The organism is Pseudomonas sp. PGPPP4, from assembly GCF_002256045.1.
Taxonomy (GTDB): Bacteria; Pseudomonadota; Gammaproteobacteria; order Pseudomonadales; family Pseudomonadaceae; genus Chryseomonas; species Chryseomonas oryzihabitans.
In genome coordinates this window covers 435,166-457,731 of the sequence record NZ_NKID01000002.1, presented here as the reverse complement: position 1 = coordinate 457,731, position 22,566 = coordinate 435,166, and the positions used below count along the sequence as shown (strand labels likewise).

Here is a 22,566-nt window from a genome sequence, read left to right as displayed (position 1 = left end):
CGTCTGCTGCATCTGCACCGTGGCGCGCATCAGGTCGGCCATCTCATCGCGACCCTCTGCCACGGCCGACACCCGCAGATCGCCGTCGGCGATACGACGGTTGATGGCCAGCACCTGGCGCAGCGGCTGCAGGACGCTGCGGGTGTAGAGCACGGCCAGCACCACGGTGAGCAGCACGGCCACGGCGGAGATCACCCCGAGCAGCCAAAGGTTACGGCTGTAGGTCTGGCTGGCCAGCTCACCTGCCTGCTTGGCGCCACGCTCGTTGAACGTGGCCAGGGCGACGATCCTCTCTTGCAGGTCGTTGGTGAGGGGACGGATGTTGGCATTGATGTAGGCGGTTCCCTCGCTGGCCGGACGGGTCCGGGCGATAGCCACGATCTCGTCGAGGCGCGCATCGTACGCCTTGATACCGGCGGACACGGCATCGGCCAGGCGCTGCTCTTCAGGCGAAGCGACAAGCGCCTGGTACGCCGCCGCCTCCTTTTGCAGTTGGCCGCGGGCCTGGGCGATGGTCGCCGCGGAGGTCTGCTTCATCTGCTCCTCTTCCGAGGCCACCATGCGCAACGTCTCCAGGCGCAGTCTCAGCACCAGGCTATCCATCTTAGCCGTCTGGGCGATGCTGGCCATCCAGTTGGTCTCGACATCCTGTTCGGCTTTGTACAAGGCGTTGAGGCCCACGGCCGAGGTAACCGCCAGCACCAGCAGCAACAGGGTGACGGCGGCAAAACACACGGCCGAGCGGGCCGACAGTTTCAGGGTACGCATGGAATGACTCCGGGCAGAAAAGGCGTATTCACCCCTTTGGTCGGCGCTGAACACCTCTGGCTGAATAGCCACCCATCGGCGATCAGTGGCGTGCCACCCTAAGGCTCAGGCTAAAGCTGACGCGGCCTCCAGCGCCATACGCCGAGGCGACGACCTGATCATGGTCCTGGCAAAGAGCCACTCGAACTCAGGCTAGACTGAGCCTTTTCCACCATCGAAATCCCTATGCCGTCCACCAAGCCCCGCCCGGCGCACCTGGTCCCCCTGCGCAACCGTCTGCTGGCCATCGCCTTCGCCGGGATCGTGCCCCTGGCACTGGTCGCCGGCCTGGGGCTGTGGCTGCTCGTCCATCACCAGCAGCACGAAGCCGAACAGCGGGCGCTGGAATCCAGCCGCCAGGCCGCCACCACCATCGAGAGCGAATTGCACCGCTCAGTGACCATCCTCCAGGCCCTGGCGGAGTCGCCCCTGCTGGCGGCGGGCGACCTGGAAGGCTTCGCCACCCTGGTCGAGCGGGTCCTGCCGCTGGTGCCGGGGTGGCGCACGGTACTGCTCGCCACGCCGGATGGCCAGGTGGTCCGCCGCATCTCGACGCACAACCGGCAGCCCGCGGGGCCGCTGGCCGAGCCGGAAAGCTTCGCCGAGGTCGTCGCCCAGCGCCGCCCGGTCATTGGCCAGCTGGGCAAGGGGCCCTCCGGCCAGCTGGCCTTTCCGGTGCGGGTGCCGGTGCAGCGCCGCGGCCAGCTGGACTTCGTGCTGACCGCCGTGATGACCCCTGAGAGCATCCGCGTTGCCCGCATGACCCGGAGCCTGCCCAAAAACTGGGTTGGCTCGGTGTTCGATCGCCACGGCCTGCGCATCGCCCGGACCAGCCTGCACGACGAGACCCTCGGCCAGGGCGCCACACCGGGCCTGGCCAGGCTGCTGGCACAGCCCGGCGACGAGGGCGTCGGTCTCGCCCAAACCCGTGAAGGCCAGGATGTCTACACCGCCTTCGTCCGCCTGCCCGAGTCGGGGTGGGCGGTGACCACGGCTATCCCTACCGAGGAGGTAACCGCGGCCGCCAATCGCTCCTTCGCCCTCTATGGCGGTGGCCTGGTGCTGTCGGTGGTCTTCGCCTGGGCGGTGGCCCTGCTGCTGTCGCGGCGGATCAGCCAGCCGGTACAGGCGCTGCAGGCCGCCGCCCAGGCCCTGGGCCAGCGCCAGCCACCCGTGCTGCCGGACAGTGACGTCCTGGAGATCCGCCAAGTCGGCGAAGCCTTGCAGGCCGCCGCCGACGCCCGCCGGCTGCTGGAAGAGGAGCGTGACGACTACCTGCGGGGCCTGCAGCTGAGTCAGGAACAGTTGCAGCTGCAGGTCGCCGATCTGGAGGTCCTGCAGCGGCTCAATCATCGCCTGCTGCAATTGCCCTCGCTGTCGCAACAGCTGGAGGAGATCGTCGAGGTGCTCTGCCGCTTTCATCAGACCGCCAAGGGCTGCGTCTCGCTGCTGGAAGACGGCAAGCCGGCGCAGCTGTATTTCGCGCCCGGCTTCGCGGCCGAGGAGCAGGCGCAGCTGGCCGCCCTGCGGACCGAGGACAGCGCCTGTGCCGCCGCCCTGCGCAGCGGTACCCGCGTGGTGGTACCGGAGCTGGCGACCGCTCCCGAGTTCGCCGCCCTGGCCAGGCTCGGCCACCGCCTGGGCTTCGCCGCTCTGCATGCGGTGCCCTTGCGCAGCACCCTGCACGGCACCCTCGGCGCCCTCACCGTGCACCTGCCGGAGGCCGGGGAACCCACGCCGCGCCAGCAGCGCCTGGCCGATCTGTGCGCCTCCAAGGCGGTGCTGGTGATCGATCGCGCCCGGATCCAGGAGGCCGCACTACGCTCGCAACGCCGTCTGCGGGTGGCGCTGGAAAGCTCGCAGGTGTCCTTTGGCATCGCCGTGCCCAAGGCCGAAGGCGGCTTCGTCTGGGACTATCTCAACCCCATCGGCGCCGCCACCCTGGGCCACGACGGCAGCGGCGAGCCTCCCAGCCTGCCCTGGGCCGGTCCGCGCATCCTGCAGGCCTGTGGTGAGCACCAGGCCGACGAGGCCTGGTCCGTCGAAGTGCAGGGCGCCGACGCCAGTGGCGCCAGGCGCTGGCTGCAGATCAGCGCCACGCCCTTCGACGGCAACGTGGCGGTCTGGTTTCTCGACATCAGCGAGCGCAAGCGCCAGGAACAGCAACTGCGCGACAACGACCGGCAAAAGGACGAATTCCTCGCCGTGCTGGCCCATGAATTGCGCAATCCCCTGGCGCCCATCCGCCATGCGGCGGCGCTGATCGCCGCGCCCCAGGTCTCGCCCGAACAGCAGCAGCGCAGTTGCCAGACCATCGAGCGGCAGGTGGAGCGCATGGGCGCCCTGCTCAACGACCTGCTGGACATCTCGCGCATCACCTTTGGGCGCATCACCCTGCACAACGCCTTCGTCACCCTGCAGACGGTGCTCCAGGCGGCGGCCGACGCGGCCCAGGCGCCGATGCAGGACAAGGGCCAGAGCTTCACGCTGCAGTTGCCCGAGGCGCCGCTCTGGCTGTACGCCGATACGCTGCGTCTGGAGCAGATATTCATCAACCTGCTGGGCAACGCCGCCCGTTACACGCCGGCGGGTGGGCGCATCACCCTCTCCGTGTGGGCGGCCGACGACGAGGTGCGGGTGGAGATCGCCGACAACGGTATCGGCATCGCGCCCGAACGCCTGACCGACCTGTTCCAGATGTTCGGCCAGATCGATCCACGCCTGGCGGAACGCTCGCCTGGCCTGGGGATCGGCCTGGCCCTCTCCCGCGAACTGGCGCGGTTGCAGGGTGGCGACATCACCGCGACCAGCGCCGGCCTGGGTCAGGGCAGCCGCTTCACCGTGAGCCTGCCGCTGACCGTGGCGCCCCCGGCGGCCGCCCCGGAACCCGTCGCAGCGGCGCCGGCGCGGCCGGCCACCCGGCGGATCCTGGTGGCGGACGACAACCCCGACATCGCCGACACCATCGCCGAATTGCTGGAGCTGGATGGCCACGAGGTGCGGGTCGTCTACGACGGCCAGGCGGCGCTGACACTGTTCCACAGCTATGGCCCCGACATCGTCATCTCCGACATCGGCATGCCGGGGCTGACCGGTCACCAACTGGCCCGGGCGATCCGCGAGACCCCGGCCGGGCAGGCCGTCACGCTGATCGCCATGACCGGCTGGGGCCAGGCCCAGGACAAGGCCGAGGCCATGGCGGCGGGCTTCGATCATCACCTGACCAAGCCGGCCGACATGCAGACCCTCTACGCACTGGTGGGCGCCTAGGCGGTGACCCGGCGCGTACCGGCCAATCGCGTCAGCCCATAGAGCGCCACGCCGACCAGCAGCATCAGGCCGGCGCGCCACCAGGTCGCCGCACCCTGCTGGGCCAGCAGCAGCGCGCAGGAACCCAGGGCCAGCACCGGAAAGAGCCAGTGCACGCGGAAATGCGCGTGTTCGACCCGGTCGCGCTTGAGCACCAGCACCGCCAGGTTGGTGCTGATGAACACCACCAGGAGCAAGAGCACCACGGTCTCGGCCAGCACATCCAGGGCGCTGGTACAGGTCAGGGCGATGGCCACCGCGGTGGTGACGAGGATGGCGACCCCCGGGGTCTGCCGCCGCGGCAGCACCCGCCCGAGTACCGCCGGCAGCAGCCCCTGGCGGGCCATGCCGTAGGCCAGCCGGCTGGCCATGATCAGGGTCAGCAGCGCGCCATTGGCCACCGCGATCAGGGCGATGACGGCGAACAGCCGGGTCGGTACGCCCAGCCCCGAGGCACCGAGGACGTCCATCAGCGGCGCGCCCGAGGCCTTGAGCTGCGCCACCGGCAGCACCAGGGCGGCGCCCGCCCCCACCAGCATGTAGACGATGCCGGCGATGACCAGGGCGCCAAACAGCGCCCGCGGATAGACGCGGCTGACGTCACGCACCTCTTCGGCCAGATTGGCCGAGGTTTCGAAGCCGACGAAGGAATAGAAGGCCAGCAGCGAGGCGCTGAGAATGGCCACCGTGGCCGAGGGCGCATCCACCTCCAGCAGCCGCGCCGGCTCGCCCTGCCCCTGGGCGACGAACCAGGCCGCCGCCACGATGACGATCACCAGGCCCGACAATTCGACCAGGGTCATCACCAGGTTGACCGACAGCGATTCCCTGATGCCCCGGGCGTTGAGCAGGCCGATGAGCACCAGGAAGGCCAGGCAGACCCAGCCGGCCGGCCAGGGCACCAGCGCCTGTAGATAGCCACCGGCGAAGGCCACCGCCAGCCCCGCAGCGCTGGTGACGCCGGCGGCCAGCATCGAGAAACCCACCAGAAAGGACAGCCAGGGTCGGCCGAAGGCACGTTCGGCAAAGACCGCCGCGCCGCCTGCCCTGGGGTACTTGGTGACCAGCTCGGCATAGGAAGCGGCGGTCAGCAGGGCGAACAGCAAGGCGATCAGCAGCGGCGCCCAGATGGCGCCTCCGACCCGCCCGGCGATGGTCCCCGCCAGGGCATAGACGCCCGCGCCCAGCACGTCGCCGAGAATGAAGAACAGCAGCATGGGCAGGGTGATGGCACGTTTGAGCGTGGTGGGTGCGGGGGAAAATTCCGTGGCCATGGCGTGGTGCTCCTGGAGCGGTCGAAGAAACGGACGCGGGCCCTTGCCGAACCCGTCGCGTGCAACCGTAGAGAGCCCGCGCGCCGACCGGGTTCCAGCCCCTGACCGTTCGTCCCCCGGACCGGACGGGCAGGCGCGCGGGCGTGGCGCGATCCTGAGCCCCAACTGCCGGTCAGCCACCGCTGCGCTTGCCCTCGTCTAGCCCGGGAGCCCGCGCGCGCGCAGCGTTTCGCTGGCATGCAGCGGTTTCGCCCGGCTACCGGCAAGCCATCGATCCGTCGGGTTTGCCGATCAGCGGCAGGGCCTTTTCGCCCCTGCGGGCCCTTGCCAAACTCTGCGACTTTTTGCGGTCGAACGACCCTGAAGATCTCTTCCCCCGAGGATGCCCAGCAAGATGAGTGAGGGACCCCTGGCCACGCTGACGCGTGCCGAACTCGAAGCCGAGGTGCTGCGCCTGCGTGCCGCCCTGCAGGAGACCCTGCCGGACGAGGACGCCACCTGCCTGGGCAAGGCGCGCAATCGCGCGGTGCTGGAAAGCACCACCCAGGTCGCCATCGTGGTCAGCGACCGCGAGGGCCGCATTACCGACTGGAATCCGGGCGCCGAACAGGTGATGGGCTGGACCGCCGCGGACATGATCGGCCAGGACGCCTCGCGCTTCTTCACCCCCGAGGACCGCGCCAACTACCGCGCCGAATACGAGATGGCCAAGGTGTTGCGCGACGGCAGCGCCCTCGACGAACGCTGGCATCTGCGCCAGGACGGCCAGCGCTTCTGGGCCTCCGGCGAGATGCTGGCGCTGACCGATGACGACGACCAGCCGCTGGGCTTCGTCAAGATCCTGCGCGACCGCACCGTCGAACATATGGCCGGCCTGGCGCTCAAGGAAACCCAGGAGCGCTATCGGCTGGTCGCCGAAGCCACCAACGATGCCATCTGGGACTGGGATTTCAGCACCGGCCAGGTGCTCTGGAATGAGGCCCTGCACACCGCCTATGGCCACGTCCTGCGGCAGGAGGACTCCACCGCCGACTGGTGGCTGGAGCAGATCCATCCGGACGACCGCCTGCGCATCCGCACCTCCATCCACGCGGTGATCGACGGCGACGGCCTGGTCTGGACCGACGAATACCGCTTCCAGCGGGCCGACGGCTCCTATGCGCTGGTGTTCGACCGCGGCCGGGTGATCCGCGACAGCTATGGCCGCCCGCTGCGGATGATCGGCGCCCTGCTGGACATGAGCCAGCTGCAGACGGCCGAAACTGCCCTGCGCAAGAGCGAAGAGCGCTTTCGCGCCATCATCGAGACCATCGGCTCGGCCTTCGCCATCGTCCAGGTCAAGTTCGATGCCGACGACAAGCCCATCGACTACCGCTTCCTGGAGGCCAATCCGGCCTTCGAACGCCAGGCCGGGGTCAATCTGCGCGGCAAGTGGGTGACCGAGTTCGCCCCCAATCTGGAGCAGTTCTGGTTCGACACCTATGGCCATGTGGCCAAGACCGGCGAACCGGCCACCTTCGAGAACTACGCCAACACCTTCGAACGCTGGTTCGACGTGCGCGCCGTGCGGGTCGGCGACCCGGACGAGCGCCAGATCGCCATCCTCTTCAGCGACGTGACCGAGCGGCGCAACGCCGAGGAACGGCTGCGCATCAGCGAGGCCCTGGCGCGGGAGAACATCGAGCGGGTGCAGCTGGCGCTTTCCGCCGGCGCCATCATCGGCACCTGGCACTGGGATCTGCCGACCGACAGATTCACCGTGGACGAAGCCTTCGCCACGGTCTTCGGTCTCGATCCGCAGTTAGGCCGCGAGGGCCTGAGCCTGGCGCAGGTGGTCACCAACGTCCATCCCGATGACAAGGAGGGCCTCGCCCGGGCCATCGCGGTGGTGATCGCCCAGGCCGGCTCCTTCGCCCATCAGTACCGGGTGCGTCGGGCCGACGGCCACTACTACTGGATCGAGGCCAACGGCCGGGTCGACCATGCCGCCGACGGCACGCCGCTGCGCTTTCCCGGCGTGCTCATCGACGTCGAGGAGCGCCGCGCCATCGAGGCCGAGCGCGACAAGGCCCTGGCCGCCCTGCGCACCCTCAACGACACCCTGGAGGTGCGCGTGGCCGAACGCTCGGCCGAGTTGATGCAGGCCGAGGAAAAGCTGCGCCAGGCGCAGAAGATGGAAGCCGTCGGCCAGCTCACCGGCGGCCTCGCCCACGACTTCAACAACCTGCTGGCCGGTATCTCCGGCGCGCTGGAACTGATGGAGACGCGCATCGCCCAGGGTCGGCTGCGCGAACTCGATCGCTACCTGGTGGCCGCCCAGGGCGCGGCCAAGCGCGCCGCCGCCCTCACCCACCGGCTGCTGGCCTTTTCCCGGCGTCAGACCCTGGCGCCACGACCGGTGGACGTCAACCAGCTGATCGATGGCCTCACCGAACTCATCCAGCGCACCGTCGGCCCGGGCATCCAGGTCGAGACTGTGGGCGCCACGGGGCTCTGGCCGGCGCTGGTCGACCCCAGCCAGCTGGAAAACTCCCTGCTCAATCTCTGCATCAATGCCCGCGACGCCATGCCCGACGGCGGCCGCATCACCATCGAGACCGCCAATCGCTGGATGGACCGCGAGACCGCCCGCGCCCAGGACCTGTTGGAAGGCCAGTACCTGTCGCTGTGCGTGACGGATACCGGGGTGGGCATCCCGCCGGAGGTGGCGGCCCGGGTGTTCGAGCCCTTCTTCACCACCAAGCCCATCGGCCAGGGCACTGGCCTTGGCCTGTCGATGATCTATGGCTTCGCCCGCCAGTCGGGCGGCCAGGTGCGGCTCTACTCCGAAGTCGGCCAGGGCACCACCCTGTGCATCTACCTGCCGCGTTACCTGGGCGCGGCACCGGCCGATGAAGACCTGGCCACGCGCTTGGACATGGCCGGCAGCGCCCAGGGCGAGACGGTGCTCATCGTCGACGACGAGCCGACGGTGCGGATGCTGGTGGTGGATATCCTCGAAGACCTCGGCTACGCGGTGATCGAAGCCGCCGACAGCCTCACCGGCCTGAAGATCCTGCAGTCCGATGTGCACCTGGATCTGCTGATCACCGACGTCGGCCTGCCCGGGGGCATGAACGGCCGGCAGATGGCCGATGCGGGTCGCCAGTCACGCCCGGGGCTGCGGACGCTGTTCATCACCGGCTATGCCGAGAACGCCGCCATCGGCAACGGCCACCTGGATCCCGGCATGGAGATCCTGACCAAGCCCTTCGCCGTGGACACCCTGGCGGCGCGGGTGCGCGAGATGATGGGCGGCTAGCCCGCTAGAAGCTGGCGCCGATTTTCAGCGCCACCGTATAGCCTTCCGCCCGGTTGCGCGTCTCGAACTCCTTGTAGGCGTGCAGCCAGATGGCCGGCAGCCCCGAGGCAGGGTCGAAGTAGCTGAGCGCAGGACCCAGGGCCAGGGTCCGGGCGCGGTTGCCACGGGTCAGACCGGGGGCGTCGTCGTCGCTGAGCTGGCGGTAGTAGTAGCCGCCCAGTCCCGCCGTCCAGGGACCGACGTGCTGGCCCACGGCGAATTCGTGGCGATACTCCACCCCGCTGCGGTAGTCGGTGGCCGAGTTGCGCGCATTGATGTCGACCTGGAAGCTGGACGACAGCTCCAGTCCGCTGGGGCTGATGTAGCTGGCATTGAAGATCGGCGAGACCGTCCAGTGGTTGGTCCCGGGACTGACCAGGCGATTCTTGTCGTAGTCGCCGGTGGGCGCCTGGATCGACAGCTGGGTGTTGATGCCCACACCGGGCGCCGGCTCCCAGGCGAGGATCAGCGGAATCAGCTGCAGGTCGGCCGGGCGGAACAGCTCGGCGCTGTCGCTGAACACCCGCTGCCCGCCAGCGTTGATACCGAGGTCGGCGTCCATGCGAAAGAACACCGAGACCGCGCCGAAGCCGTAGCGCGCGCCGAACAGCTGCTGATCGGTCATGCGCAGGTAGGCCAGGCCGATGGCCAGGACGTTGATGTTGAAATCGTTGCCGTCGTCCCGGCCATGGCTGTCCTTGATCACCCGGGCCTGGTAATCGCTGAAGCGCATGCCGATCGTACCGACCGGGGTCGACGGCGGCATGAAGCCGGCGCCGAAGTCCTGCACCCCGGCGGCGGTGGTCGGCATGCCCTTCTCGGTGGCGTGGTTGGTGGCGGCCAGGGCCGCGAGTGACAGGACGGCGGCGCGGGTCAGCATTCCGGGCAGAGACGGCATGGCGGGATTCCTCAGGGCATTCGAGCGGGCGAGCGAGGCCTCACCGGGTGCGCGAGGCGCCCGGTCTTGGCGTGGGGATCAGGGGGAGATCAGTCCGGCGCGGCGGCGACCTGTTGCGCGATCTGCGCCTTGCGGTTGACGCCGAGCTTCTCGTAGATGCGCCTCAGGTGATGGCGGACCGTGGCCGGCGCCATGCCCAGGTTGCGGGCGACTTCCTTGTAGGTCTGGCCGAGGGCGAAGCACTGGGCCACTTCCAGTTCGCGGGCACTGAGGCGTTCCGCCGAACTGCGCCGACGCGCCTTGAGCAGCAGCAGATCGCCCAGCGGCTGGGCATCGAGCTGCAGGGTACGGCCCTGGTAGGTGCCCTGGGGATCGCAGGCGGGCGGCAGCCGATTGCCCTGCCAGCCCTCCCACTCCCCCGCCAGGAGGGCGGCGAAGCCGGGCTCCATGGACAGCAGCACGCCATAGCGATCGCACACCGCCAGGGCCAGTTCGTCGAAGCTGCCCTGGCTGTCTCTCAGGGTCGCCAGGGTGCGCAGGCAACTCTCGCGCTCGGCATGCAGCAGGTGCGGCATCAGCCATTCCACCAGTTGGCATTCCAGGGCGGTGAAGGGGGTGGCGGGATCGTCGCGGAACAGCGTGAGGTGCACCCCCAGGCGGGTCTGGTCGTCGGTGAGCACGATGCGCAGGCCGTGGGCCAGGCCATACCGCTGCCCTAGGGCGGCCAGGCTCGGCGAGGCCGTCACGTCCCGGCAGTCGAACACCTGGCAGCGGCCCTGCACCCGATGCAGGTCGCCGAGGGTGCGGTCGTCGGCCTTGAGGGCATCCCATTCACGGGTATAGCGGCCGGGCAGCCCCAGCAGAAAGGTGCTGTGCGCCACGGGGACGCCGTCGCGCCAGGCGGAGTTGCCCCACCAGGCCTTGTCGAAGGCGACCAGGCGCTGCAGCTGCGCCAGGGCCTGGGCATGGAATTCGGTGATGGCCCCTCCCCGCAGGCGGGCTTGCAGCGCCAGGACGACCTGGCTGAAGCGTGCGACCACGTCGCTGGGCACACTGCAGGAAACGACGGCTGACTGATCCATGCTACCCCCATTGTTTTGATTGTCTGGGTAGGATGCCGGCCCCCTGACGGGGCCTGGCTTGGGTCCGAGTCTACCGTACCGCAGCGGCGCGCCTATCGTTCAGATGCAGGATAGGCCGCCCTCAGTCACGGGCGCGTCCGCGCAACGGCCGCGGGCTAGCCGAGGTCCAACGCCCGCCGCCATCGTTCATCTGATCGATAGACCCGCCGCAAGCCTACGGCGAGGCTGGCGGCGACCCGGCGTCCATCCTGGCGCCCGGGACCACAGGAGAAGCCCCATGCCCGACGTCTTCGCGCGCCTCACTCCCGAGGTTGCCGGCCTGCTGGCGCAGCTGGCCGCCCACCCGCAGCCGCCGCTGGACAGCCTCACTCCGGAGCAGGCGCGCGCCGCCTATGTGCAGCTGAATCGCGCCCTTGGCCTGCCGCCGGCGCCGGTGACGCGGGTGGACGAACTCAGCGCTCCCGGTCCGCTCGGCCCCATCCCGCTGCGCCTCTACCGCCCCTATGCGGAAGACGATCAACCGCGCCCGCTGGTGGTCTATCTGCACGGCGGTGGCTGGGTGATCGGCGACCTGGACAGCCATGATTCGCTCTGCCGCCAGATCGCCCTGGGCACCGGCTTCGCGGTGCTGGCGGTGCACTATGCCCTCGCCCCCGAGCATCCGGCACCAGCGAGCCCCGACGATGTGCTGGCCGCCCTGCACTGGCTGGCCCAGGCCGGCAGCGCCCTGAATCTCGATCTCGACCGCGTCGCCGTGGCCGGCGACAGCGCCGGCGGTGGTCTGGCGGCCATGGCTGCCCTGCACCTGCGCGAAGGACCGCTCCGGCTCAAGGCCCAGGTGCTGATCTACCCTGGCGTCGACAACACGCCCGACGCCTGGGATCACCCCTCGCGGATCGAGAACGCCGAGGTCCCGCCGCTGACCCGGCCGATGATGGATTACTTCTCCGGGATGTATCTGCAGGGCGTGGATACCCGCGATCCGCGCGTCTCGCCCCTCTATGCCCCCTCCCACGCCAACCTGCCGCCGGCGCTGATCTTTGGCGCCGAATGCGACGCCCTGCGCGATGACGCCCGCCTCTACGCCCAGGCGCTGATCGGCGCCGGCAACGCCGTGGAGTACCACGAGTTGCCGGGCATGATCCATGGCTTCATCGAGATGCTCGGGGTGCTGCCAGGCGTGCGCTGGACCCTGGAAAGGACGAACGCCTTTCTGCGCGAGCATCTGCAGCAGGCGGCCTGAAGCCGCCCGCGCGGGTCAGATCCGGCCGAACCAGTGCAGCACCAGCCGGTAGAGATGTTCGGGCCAGCGCGACCACCAGCCGCCCTGCGCCGCCGCCTCCAGGGCCACCAGCGGGCGGGTCTGCAGGACGCGGTCGCCCTCCACCAGCTCCAGGCGGCCGACCACCGCGCCCTGGGCGATGGGCGCCACCAGCGGCTCGTTCAGTACCAGTCGGCGCTCGGGCGGTTGCTGGCCCTTGGGGCGGGTCAGCACCACGTCCTCGGTCACGCCCACCGGCAGGGTCGCCTGCTCGCCCTCCCAGATCGCCGGGGTGCCCAGGGCGACGCCGGCCTTGTCGAGGCTCAGGTTGTCGAAGAAGCGATAGCCATAGGTCAGCAGCTTCTGGGTGTCCGCCGCGCGGTTGTTGATCGAGTTGGAACCGAACACCGCGGTGATCAGCCGGCGCCCGTCGCGCAGCGCCGAGGTGACCATGCAGTAGCCGGCGGCCTCGGTATGCCCGGTCTTGAGGCCGTCCACGGTGTGATCGCGCCACAGCAGCAGATTGCGATTGGGTTGGCGGATGCCGTTCCAGGTGAAGTACTTCTTGGCATAGAGCTCATAGTAGGCCGACTCGTCCTGGATGATGGCGCGGGCCAGCAGCGCCATGTCGTAGGGCGAGGAAAAGTGCTCGGGGTCGGGCAGCCCGGTGGGATTCATGAAGTGGCTGTCGTGCAGGCCGAGGCGCTGCGCGGTGGCGTTCATCAGACTGGCGAAGCTCTCGTTGCTGCCGGCGATGTGCTCGGCCAGGGCCACGCTGGCATCGTTGCCCGAGTCGATGACGATGCCCTGCAGGAGATCGTGCACCGACACCTGGCTGCGCGGATCGAGAAACATCCGCGAGCCCTCGGTGCGCCAGGCGTGCTCGCTGACGGTGACCGGGTCGTCGGCCTTGAGCTGGCCGGCCTGGATGTCGCGGGTCGCCACATAGACGGTCATCAGCTTGGTCAGGCTGGCCGGCGGCAGGTGTTCGTGGGAATCCTCTTCGGCGATCACCTGACCGGTGGTGGCATCCATCAGCACCCAGGCCTTGGCCGAGAGCTGGGGCGGCGAAGGAATCAGCACAGTGGCGGCGGGCGCAGCGGCGGGCGCGGCCTCGACCTGGCCGAGCCAGGCGAGACCCAGGGCGGCGAGGCCTAGGCAGAGCAAGGGGTGTTTCACGAGCGGCAGATCCGGTGTGGCAGGAGGGGCCCGCCATCCTGGGAGAGCCCTGCCCCGGTCTCAAATGAAGCAAAATGAAGAAAAATTTAGGAAGGCGCGTCTCAGCCAGCGCTGGTGATGATCACCCGCGCGCCCACTGGTTCAGCCGCCTCGATGCTCAGGCTGAAACCATGCAACCGCACGATGGCCGCCACCAGCGACAGGCCCAGGCCATAGCCCGGTTGCTGGCGACTGGCATCGCCGCGATAGAGCCGCCGCAGCACACTCTCGCGCTCGGCCTCGGGAATACCGGGACCGTCGTCGATCACCTCGATGCGCACCGCCGGGCCGACGCCACGCGCCACCAGCCGCACCTGGCCCCCCTCGGGAGCGAACTTGAGGGCGTTGTCGAGCAGATTGACCAGCGCCTCGAACAGCAACTCGGCGTCGCCCTGCACCTCCGGCAACCCCTCGCCCAGTTCCAGACTCAGGGTCTGGGCCTTTTCCTGGGCGAGGGGTTCATAGAAGTCATGGGCCTGGCGCAGCAGCGCGGCCAGGTCCAGGGGCGCGAAGGCCATGCGCCGCCGGGTGTCTTCCAGCTCGGAGATGCGCAGCAGGCCCTGGAAGCGCGACATGATGGCCTCGGTCTCGGCCAGCGCCTCGCCGAGGCTCTCGGCTTGGGGTTCGGCCAGCGGCAGTTGCTGCAGCTGGTGCAGGCGCGCCCGCAGCCGCGTCAGCGGGGTGCGCAGGTCATGGGCGATGCCGTCGCAGACGCCCTTCACCTCGTGCATCGAGCGCTCCAGCTGCGCCAGGGTGGTATTGACCGCATCGGCCAGCATGTCCAGCTCGTCATGGCGCGGCGACAGCGGCAGGCGTTCCTCCAGGTGACCGGCGACGATCCGCTCCAGGCTGCGTTGCAGGCGTTCGACGCGCCGCAGCGGTCGCCGCCGCAGCAGGTGCCAGCCAACCAGCCCGGGGATCAGGGTCAGCGACAGGCCCCAGAACAGCGCCTGGCCGATGATGCCGCCCACCGCCGAGATGGAGCCGCCATCGCGGGCCAGCACCAGGATGCGGCCGTCGGCGCGGCGCTGCAGAAAGGCTTGGCTGCTGCGGGTCTCGTCCAGGGCGTCGGTGGTCCTGAGGCCACGCTGCAGGTAGTGCACTCGACCGTCGTCCGGCAGGTTGCGCAAGAGCTTGACCAGATTGCCGGCCACAAGGCGGCCATCGGCCTCGAACAGGCCGTAGGCGTCGATGCCGGGCATTGAATAGACCTCGCTGGCCTGCAGCTCGCCCAGCAGATCGGCGTCGGCCACCTTGCCGTAGTAGTGCGCCCGCTGCAGCAGGGTGCGCTCCGCCACGGCGCCCAGGTAGCCGGAGATCTGCCAGTAGAGCACCCCGGTGAAGACCGCGCCCCAGGCCACGAAGAGCAGCGCATAGAGCGCCAGCAGGCGGCTGCTGCCGGAGCGCCAGCGCCTAGTCCGGGACGACGAGGACATAGCCGGCTCCGCGAACGGTATGCACCAGCGGCCGCCCCGCCCGCTCGATCTTGCGTCTGAGCCGGCCCATGTGCACGTCGATGATGTTGGTGCCTGGATCGAAGTGATAGCCCCAGACCTGCTCGAAGAGCATGGTGCGGGTCACCAGTTGCCCGGCGTTGCGCATCAGGTAGGTGAGGATCTTGAATTCGGTGGGCAGCAGGGCGATGGCCTCGCCGGCGCGGGTCAGGGTGTTCTCGATCAGGTCCAGGGTCAGTTCGCCCACCCGCAACTGGTGACTGGCGGACTGCGCGCCCGGCCGCCTGAGCAGCGCCTCCAGGCGGGCCATCATCTCCACCAGGGAAAAGGGCTTGGTCAGGTAGTCGTCACCGCCGCATCTCAGGCCGCGCACGCGCTCGTCGACATCGGACAGGGCGCTGAGCATCAGCACCGGGGTGGCGATGCCGAGGCCACGCAGGGTGCTGACGATGGTCAGGCCATCGAAATCCGGCAGCATGCGGTCGAGGGTGATGATGTCGTGGCCGCCGGCGATGGCCGCGGCCAGGCCCTCGCGGCCGGTGCTTTCCCAACGTACCTGATAGTCTTGCGCCTGCAATTCGCTGGCGATGGCGTGGGCGGTCACCTCGTCGTCTTCGATGACCAAAGCCTGGGTCATGATGGCCTCTGGATCTGGCGCCCGGTCTGGCGGACCGGACACCCTAGGGAAAACGGCCAGGCCGGTAAATTAAATTTTTCTTCATTCGGACTAACGCGCTTCCGTCTCGCTCGCGGTCTATCGTCGGTCTTTTCACCCTGGAGTCTTCACCATGTTTCGACGTCTGCCCACCCTCGCCCTTGGCGCCCTGCTGCTGGCCTCCACGCCGCTGCTGGCCGCGCAACCCGTCACCACCCTCACGGTGCTGAGTTCGGGCGGCATCATGGGCGCCATCCGCGAAGTCGCCCCCGCCTACGAAAAGGCCACCGGCGTGAAACTGGACATCGCCGCCGCGCCGTCCATGGGCGACACGCCCCAGGCCATCCCCCAGCGCCTGGCCCGCAACGAGCCGGCCGACGTGGTGCTGATGGTGGGTTCGGCGCTGGACAAGCTGGTCGCCAACGGCCAGGCGGTCAAGGACAGCCGCGTCGACCTGGGGCAGTCCTTCATCGCCATGGCGGTGCGCAAGGGCGCGCCCAAGCCGGACATCTCCACCATGGAGGCCTTCAAGCAGAGCCTGGAAAGCGCCCAGTCGGTGGCCTATTCCGACAGCGCCAGCGGCGTCTACCTGGCGCACATCCTCTTCCCGCGCATGCAGCTGAGCGATGCCTTCAAGGGCAAGGCGCGCATGATCCCCGCCGAGCCGGTGGGCGAAGTCGTCGCCCGCGGCGAGGCGCAGCTGGGCTTCCAGCAACTGAGCGAGTTGAGGCCGGTGCAGGGCATCGACATCGTCGGCCTGATCCCCGACCAGGCGCAGAAGATGACCCTCTATTCCGGCGCCGTGGTCGCCAAGAGCACGCACCCGGATGCCGCCCGCGCCCTGCTGCAGTACCTGGCCTCGAAGGACGCCGCCAAAGCCATCGAAGACAGCGGTCTCAAGCCCATTCCGGCGCGGTGAGCCCTTTGGAGTCGCCCGAGCGGCGACTCCTTCCCTCCCCGTGAGCTACCAGAGCGCCAGGTCGTAGGTCAGGTATAGGCGGTTGCTGTCGCGGCCCCGTGCGAAATCCGAGCGATAGACGTAGTTGCGCAGCTTGGCGCCGAAGCCCTTGAACGCGCCCTTGGGCACCACGTAGGCCAGCTCCACGTCGCGCTCCCACTCGTGCAATCCTTCCGTGCCGGAGCGGCCGTTGTCGCCGCTGATGTAGCGCGTCATGAAGGTCAGGCCGGGCAGCCCTACCGCCTTGAAATCATAGGCGTAGCTGACCAGCCAGCTCTGCTCGTCTTCCTCGATGAATTTGCCGATGCCGACGTTGCTGAAGGAATAGACGGTGGCGCCGCTGATGTACGGCAGACCGGCATCACCACTGAGCCTTTGCAACCCCGCGCCGATCGTATGGCCGCTGTGGGCATAGGTCAGCTGGCCACTGAGCATGTCGTTGTCGATCTTTCCCGAATACGCCGCGCCGGCGTCGCGACTCCTGAAGTAGCGCAGGTCGCCCGTCAGCACCCCGCCGGCTAGCGGCAAGTCATGCTGGATACCGGCGAAATCCTGGCGATAGAAGTTGTTCAGCTCACCATGGAAGTAACTGAGCCTCAGGCTCTTGCTCACCTGGTACTCGGCACCACCGTAGCTGAAATTGCCGGACTGGCTGCCGCTGTAGCCGTCGGGAAAGAGGCCGTTGCTGTCGGTGGAATCGCGCAGCTTGAAGCGATCGAGGTGGGTCAGGGTCAGCGTCAGGCCCTGGATGTCGTCGCTGGTGACCTGGGTGCCCTGGTAGGTCTGGGGCAGCAGGCGGGCATCGTTGTAGACCAGCACCGGGGTCTTGGGCAGCAGGGTGCCGTGCTTGACCACCGTCTTGCCCAGCCGGGCCCTGGCGGTGGCGCCGAAGGAACTGGCCTCCGCCGCGGCCCGCCCGTCGCTGTGCACCGGCAGCAAGCCGGTGCCGCTGCGCCCGCGCCCCGAATCCAGGCGCAGCCCGAGCAGGCCGAGGGCATCCAGGCCGAAACCGACGGTGCCCTGGGTGAAGCCCGAGCGGTAATCCAGCAGGAAACCCTGGGCCCATTCGGTGCGCTCGCTCTTGGCCGTGGCGGCAGCGCGAGCGCTCAACCCCTGTTCATCGCGGAAGTTCTCGTTGAAGTAGACGTTACGCAGTTGCAGCTTGAGCTTGCTGTCTTCCAGGAAACCGGCGGCGTCGGCGAAAGGCATACAGGCGCACAGGGCGGCGCAACCGGCGCCACTCTTGAGGAGTTGGGACATGAGGGAGTCTCTTGTTGTTTTTGGAGTGGGGCTGCAGCGGGCGGGCACGACCATGCCCGCCCGCCAGGAGGATCAGACGAAGAAGGAGATGGCGCCGGTGAGCAGGGCGATGGCGGTGATGACCAGGGAGGTCAGCACCGCCCATTTGACGGTGGCCTTCTGGAAGTCACCGATGTCGCGGTCGACCATGCCCACCAGCAGCAGCGTCGAGGCCACCAGCGGACTCATCAGGTGCACGGGCTGGCCCAGCACCGAGGCGCGGGCGATCTCCACCGGATCGATGCCGTAGGCCGCGGCGGCGTTGGCCAGGATGGGCACCACGCCGAAGTAGTAGGCGTCGTTGGACAGCACGAAGGTCAGCGGCATGCTGGTGATGGCCACCACCAGCGGGAACCAGTGACCCCAGGCCGGCGGAATCCAGTCGACCAGGGTCTGGGCCAGGGCGTCGACCATCTTGGTGCCGGAAAAGATGCCGGCGAAGATGCCTGCGGCGAACACCAGCAGCACCACGGTCATGGCGTTGCCGGAATGCGCCAGGATGCGCTCCTTCTGCAGCTCCAGCTGCGGATAGTTGATCATCAGCGCCAGCACGAAGCCAATCATGAACAGGATGGCGGCGTGCATCACGCCCATGACCAGGGCGGTCATCACCGCGATCACCAGCACCAGGTTGACGTAGGCCAGGCGCGGCCGCTTGGTCGGCGAATCACCGAGGATCTCTTCGATGTAGCACTTGCCGCCGGCCGCCCCGCCGCTCTCCAGGGCGACGTTGCCGATGCGTGCGCGCTCGCGGCGACCAAGCAGGTAGGCGGTGAAGACCACCCAGGCGCCCCCGCCGATCACCGTGGGCAGCATGGGAATGAAGTAGGCGGTGGCGTCCAGCCCCAGCGCGGCGATGGCGCGGGTGGCCGGACCGCCCCAGGGACTCATGCCGCTCATGATGCTCAGCGAGAGCATGGAGACGGTCGCCAGCACCATGGGATTCATGCCGATGCGTTTGTACAGCGGCAGCATGGCCGCGCAGGTGATCATGTAGGTGGTGGTGCCGTCGCCGTCCAGGGCCACCAGCAGCGAGAGCAGCGCGGTGCCGATGGCGATCTTGACCGGGTCGCCGTTGACGCGCTTGAGGATCTTGCGGATCAGCGGATCGAACAGCCCGGCATCGATCATAAGGCCGAAGAAGAGGATGGCGAACAGCAGCAGCGCCGCCGAGGGCGCCACCATCTTCAGGCCGTCGAGCATCATCTTGCCGGTGGTGGGGGCGAAGCCACCGATGAGGGCGAACACGATGGGCACTACGGTGAGCGCCACGATGGGCGACAGACGTTTGCTCATGATCAGGTAGGTGAAGGTCACCACCATGATCAGACCGAGAAGCGCGAGCATAGGCATATCCCTTGTTCTTGTTGTGGGTCTGGCCGGACGCGGGCCAGCCGCTCCCCGCCTCCGGCCAGCTGACGGCGCGGAGGTGGGATTGCAGCGGTAGCGGGGTTTGAACGATCAGGCGTGGGGACGAACGTCCGGTGCCGTCCACTCGGCGGCCTCGGGCAGCGCCACGGGTTCGGCCTTGCCGCTGGCCAGGGCGCGCATCAGCCTGTCGCGGTCGCAGGCGCCCTCGCCCAGCGCGATCACCACGGTGGCCACGGCGTTGCTGGCCAGGCTGGTCAGGGCGCGGGCCTCGGACATGAAGCGGTCGATGCCGATCAGCAGCGCCAGTCCGGCCAGGGGGATGTCATGGATCACGGTGAGGGTCGAGGCCAGGGCGACGAAGCCGCTGCCGGTCACCCCGGCCGCGCCCTTGGAGGACAGCAGCATGATCGCCAGCATGGTCAGGGTCTGGCCAACGCTGAGCTCGATGTTGCAGGCCTGGGCGATAAAGACCGCGGCCAGCGACAGGTAGATGGCGGTGCCGTCCAGGTTGAAGGAGTAGCCGGTGGGCAGCACCAGACCGACCACGCCCTTCTTGCAGCCCAGGCCTTCGAGCTTCTGCAGCATGCGCGGCAGCACCGGCTCGGTGGACGAGGTACCGAGCACCACCAGGAATTCCTCGCGGAAGTAGCGCAACAGCTGCCACAGGCTGAAGCCGCGCGAGCGGCACAGCGCGCCGAGCACCACGAAGACGAAGAAGGCGCAGGCGATGTAGAGGGTGGCGATCAGCTTGGCCAGGGAGCCCAGCGAGGTGATGCCGTACTGGCCCACCGTAAAGGCCAGGGCGCCAAAGGCACCCACCGGGGCGAAGCGCATCAGGTAGCCGAAGATGCGAAAGACCATCTGCGAGGCCGACTCCAGCACCTCCAGCACCGGCCGGCCGCGCTCGCCCATGGCGGACAGGGCGAAGCCGCAGAGCACGGCGATGAACAGCACCGGCAGCACCTCACCCTTGTTGAACGCCCCCATGAAGGTGTCCGGGATGATGTGCATGAAGAAATCGACCACGCTGAGCTTGGCCGCTGACGCCGTGTACTGGGCGATGCTGGCGGTGCTCAGGGTCGCCGGGTCGATGTTCATGCCCACGCCAGGCTGGAACAGATAGACCGCGCCGAGGCCGATGAACAGGCTGATGACGGTGAGCACCAGGAACAGCAGCAGGGTCTTGCCCATCAGCCGACCCAGGGTGCTCTTGTCGGTCATGCCGGCGATGCCGGTGACGATGGTGCAGAACACCACCGGGGCGATCATCATCTTGATCAGCTTGATGAAGGCGTCACCCAGGGGCTTGAGCGCGACGGCCTGTTGCGCCCAGAAGTGACCGACCAGCACCCCGAGGACCACGGCGCAGAGGATCTGGAAGTATAGCGATTTGGCGAGTTTCATGAGGCATCACCCTTTATTGAAGTTGTGCGGATGCGCTGTTGGGTGGGGTGTGGAGTCTGCTAGCCGGCGAGCCTCCGCGCGGTGGGCGCGTACACGTGGCCGGCGAACAGTCGGCGCGCGGTCCGGACGACCGAGGCCTGGATGGTAGTGCCGTCCGCGCCGCCGCGCGACAGCACCACGTCGATCCCGCCGCTGGGATGCTCCAGGCGGACGTGGGTTAGGTCACGCGCCGACTCACCCAGCAGCTCCATCACCACCGTGTCCGGGGTGACGCAGGCGGTGGCCAGGCCGATGGAGCCGGTGATGGCCAGCGCCCGGTGGCAGCTGTGCGGCATGAAGTAGCGCACCTGCAGGGTGCCGCCGTGCTGGGGCGCGGAGATGAGTACCGGCTTGGGGATCACCTTGCCGCTGACATCGCCCAGGCCCATGGCCCGACCCGCCTGCAGACGCAGGTCTTCCAGCCGCGCCAGCAGCGCCGCGTTGGCGTCCAGTTCGGCCGGCCGCTCGCTGCCGGTCACGCCCAGGTGGCGGGCCTCGACGATCATCATCGGCATGGCCATGTCGATGCAGGTCACGGGCACGCCATCGAAGACGTCGGTGGCCTGGCCGGTGGGGAAGAGCTTGCCGGTCTTGCTGCCCACGGCGTCGAGAAAGGTCAGCTGCACCGGCGCGGCGGTGCCGGGCACGCCGTCGATGGCGGTGTCGCCCTCATAGCGCACCAGGCCGCCGGGCGTATGCACCAGAGAGTCGACGAAGCTGTTGGTATTGAGGTTGCGGATACGCACCAGGGTCTTGCCGTCTCTGGCGGCGACCAGCCCCTGCTCCACCGCGAAGGGCCCCACGGCGCAGAGCATGTTGCCGCAGTTGGGCGCGGTATCGACGCGGCGCTCGGCGACCATCACCTGGACGAAGAGATAGTCCACGTCGGCATCGGGATGGCTGGACGGACTGATGATGGCGACCTTGCTGGTCTGGGGGCTGCCGCCACCGATGCCATCGATTTCCAGCTCGTGGCCGGCGCCCATGAGGTCGATCAGCATCTCGTCGCGCTGGACGGGATCACTGGGCAGGTCGCTGGCATGGAAGAAGGGGCCCTTGGAGGTGCCGCCTCGCATGAGAACGCAGGGAATACGTTGCATGACTGCTGACTCTTGTTGATCAATAGCGGTTATTGATGTTCTGGGAACAAGATTGGCAGTCCCGGATAAATCTATCCAATGCAAATATCGTCGCTATTATTCCACCTGGATAATCAATAACCGAAACGTTCGGGCAGAGGCTTTTCATGGACTACGAGCTGCAAGACATTCGATCTTTCGTGAAAATCGCCGAACTAGGCAGCTTCCACGAGGCCGCCGATGCCCTGCACCTGTCGCAGCCGGCCCTGAGCAGGCGCATCAAGAAGCTGGAAGACGGCCTGGGCACGCCCCTGCTCGAACGCACCACTCGTCGCGTCGGCCTCACCAGCGTCGGGCGCGATTTTCTGCCCAAGGCGCGGCGGCTGCTGGACGACTTCGAAGACTCCATCCTCAGCATCCGCGAACTGGCCGAGCGCCAGACCGGCCAGGTCACCCTGGCCTGCATCCCCACCGCGGCCTTCTACTTCCTGCCCTCGGTGATCCGCCAGTACAACGAGCAATACCCCAAGATCCGCATCCGCCTGCTGGACCTCAGCGCCAACGACGGCCTGGAGGCCGTGCTGCGCGGCGAAGCCGACTTCGGCATCAACATGCTCAGCGGTCAGCACCCGGACATCGAATTCGTGCCCCTGGTGCAGGAGCAATTCGTGCTGGCCTGCCGGCGCGACCACGAACTGGCCGGGCGCCCGTCGATCAGCTGGGCCGAGCTGGTCGAGCACCGGCTGATCGGCGTGGGGCGCCTCAGCGGCAACCGGGTGCTGCTCGACCATGCCCTCTCCGCCCGCGGCATTCGCCCCAAGTGGTTCTATGAGGTGCAGCACCTGTCCACCTCCCTGGGCATGGTGGAAGCCGGCCTCGGCGTCTCGGCCATGCCCAGCCTGGCGATGCCGGATGCCGACCACCCGACCCTCGTCAGCGTGCCCCTCAGCGATCCGGAGGTGACCCGGACCCTGGGCCTGGTCTCGCGCCGTGGTGCCTCGCTATCGCCCGCCGCGGAAAAATTCGTCGCCATCCTGCTGGGGCAGTGGAAGACCGAGGCGAGCTGACCGCCTAGCCACCCGCCATGAAAAAGGCCGTCCCCCTCAGGGCGACGGCCT

15 protein-coding genes and 1 pseudogene are annotated in these 22,566 nt (G+C 68.2%); 5 read left to right on the top strand and 11 right to left on the bottom strand.

What is annotated here, in order from left to right; all coding sequences use genetic code 11:
* Positions 1-3 precede the first annotated feature (3 nt).
* Positions 4-768, bottom strand: a pseudogene (locus tag CFE50_RS22730) (MCP four helix bundle domain-containing protein); the annotation flags it as partial.
* Positions 769-993: 225 nt separating this feature from the next.
* On the opposite strand from CFE50_RS22730, the gene CFE50_RS04935 reads away from it, so the two are divergent.
* Positions 994-4,077: a hybrid sensor histidine kinase/response regulator gene (locus CFE50_RS04935; RefSeq protein ID WP_286731726.1), complete on the top strand. Its 3,084-nt coding sequence runs from the start codon at positions 994-996 to the stop codon at positions 4,075-4,077.
* On the opposite strand, the gene CFE50_RS04930 is transcribed toward CFE50_RS04935, so the two are convergent.
* A complete protein-coding gene (locus tag CFE50_RS04930) occupies positions 4,074-5,390 on the bottom strand; it encodes an APC family permease (RefSeq protein ID WP_286731724.1) in 1,317 nt (438 codons plus the stop codon). The genes CFE50_RS04935 and CFE50_RS04930 overlap by 4 nt on opposite strands.
* A gap of 394 nt (positions 5,391-5,784) precedes the next feature.
* Between CFE50_RS04930 and CFE50_RS04925 the strand changes: the two genes are divergently transcribed.
* Positions 5,785-8,691, top strand: coding sequence for a PAS domain-containing hybrid sensor histidine kinase/response regulator (locus tag CFE50_RS04925; RefSeq protein ID WP_286731722.1), 2,907 nt, complete (start codon positions 5,785-5,787; stop codon positions 8,689-8,691).
* A gap of 4 nt (positions 8,692-8,695) precedes the next feature.
* On the opposite strand, the gene CFE50_RS04920 is transcribed toward CFE50_RS04925, so the two are convergent.
* Entirely contained in the window at positions 8,696-9,610 is a 915-nt protein-coding gene (locus CFE50_RS04920; protein ID WP_502694680.1) for a SphA family protein, read from the bottom strand.
* 107 nt (positions 9,611-9,717) lie between these two features.
* Positions 9,718-10,710: a helix-turn-helix transcriptional regulator gene (locus CFE50_RS04915; RefSeq protein WP_286731718.1), complete on the bottom strand. Its 993-nt coding sequence runs from the start codon at positions 10,708-10,710 to the stop codon at positions 9,718-9,720.
* A 277-nt stretch (positions 10,711-10,987) separates the two neighbouring features.
* Here CFE50_RS04915 and CFE50_RS04910 point away from each other — a divergent pair, with 277 nt between their 5' ends.
* Positions 10,988-11,953 (top strand): alpha/beta hydrolase, encoded by a 966-nt coding sequence (locus CFE50_RS04910; RefSeq protein ID WP_241809759.1) that lies wholly within the window; start codon positions 10,988-10,990, stop codon positions 11,951-11,953.
* A 15-nt stretch (positions 11,954-11,968) separates the two neighbouring features.
* Here CFE50_RS04910 and CFE50_RS04905 read toward each other — a convergent pair whose 3' ends face one another.
* From CFE50_RS04905 to CFE50_RS04895, 3 genes are all read right to left on the bottom strand, one after another.
* Positions 11,969-13,138 (bottom strand): D-alanyl-D-alanine carboxypeptidase family protein, encoded by a 1,170-nt coding sequence (locus CFE50_RS04905; RefSeq protein ID WP_286731960.1) that lies wholly within the window; start codon positions 13,136-13,138, stop codon positions 11,969-11,971.
* Between the two features lie 113 nt (positions 13,139-13,251).
* Positions 13,252-14,625 (bottom strand): sensor histidine kinase, encoded by a 1,374-nt coding sequence (locus tag CFE50_RS04900; protein WP_286731714.1) that lies wholly within the window; start codon positions 14,623-14,625, stop codon positions 13,252-13,254.
* Positions 14,603-15,280: a response regulator transcription factor gene (locus CFE50_RS04895; RefSeq protein ID WP_027602122.1), complete on the bottom strand. Its 678-nt coding sequence runs from the start codon at positions 15,278-15,280 to the stop codon at positions 14,603-14,605. Before CFE50_RS04895 ends, CFE50_RS04900 begins: the two co-directional genes overlap by 23 nt.
* 151 nt (positions 15,281-15,431) lie before the next feature.
* Here CFE50_RS04895 and CFE50_RS04890 point away from each other — a divergent pair, with 151 nt between their 5' ends.
* On the top strand, positions 15,432-16,217 hold the full coding sequence (locus CFE50_RS04890; RefSeq protein WP_286731712.1) for a substrate-binding domain-containing protein: 786 nt from the start codon (positions 15,432-15,434) through the stop codon (positions 16,215-16,217).
* Positions 16,218-16,262: 45 nt separating this feature from the next.
* On the opposite strand, the gene CFE50_RS04885 is transcribed toward CFE50_RS04890, so the two are convergent.
* The 4 genes from CFE50_RS04885 to CFE50_RS04870 form a co-directional block, all read right to left on the bottom strand.
* Positions 16,263-17,516 (bottom strand): OprD family porin, encoded by a 1,254-nt coding sequence (locus tag CFE50_RS04885; RefSeq protein WP_241809487.1) that lies wholly within the window; start codon positions 17,514-17,516, stop codon positions 16,263-16,265.
* Positions 17,517-17,588: 72 nt separating this feature from the next.
* Complete coding sequence (locus tag CFE50_RS04880) at positions 17,589-18,902, bottom strand: CitMHS family transporter (protein ID WP_241809488.1); 1,314 nt, start codon at positions 18,900-18,902, stop codon at positions 17,589-17,591.
* Between the two features lie 114 nt (positions 18,903-19,016).
* Complete coding sequence (dctA, locus tag CFE50_RS04875) at positions 19,017-20,330, bottom strand: C4-dicarboxylate transporter DctA (protein WP_286731709.1); 1,314 nt, start codon at positions 20,328-20,330, stop codon at positions 19,017-19,019.
* A 59-nt stretch (positions 20,331-20,389) separates the two neighbouring features.
* The gene (locus CFE50_RS04870) at positions 20,390-21,469 is read right to left on the bottom strand and encodes a 4-oxalomesaconate tautomerase (protein WP_286731707.1); all 1,080 of its coding nucleotides are present in this window, start codon (positions 21,467-21,469) and stop codon (positions 20,390-20,392) included.
* Between the two features lie 146 nt (positions 21,470-21,615).
* Here CFE50_RS04870 and CFE50_RS04865 point away from each other — a divergent pair, with 146 nt between their 5' ends.
* The gene (locus CFE50_RS04865) at positions 21,616-22,515 is read left to right on the top strand and encodes a LysR family transcriptional regulator (RefSeq protein WP_241809496.1); all 900 of its coding nucleotides are present in this window, start codon (positions 21,616-21,618) and stop codon (positions 22,513-22,515) included.
* Positions 22,516-22,566: the final 51 nt, after the last annotated feature.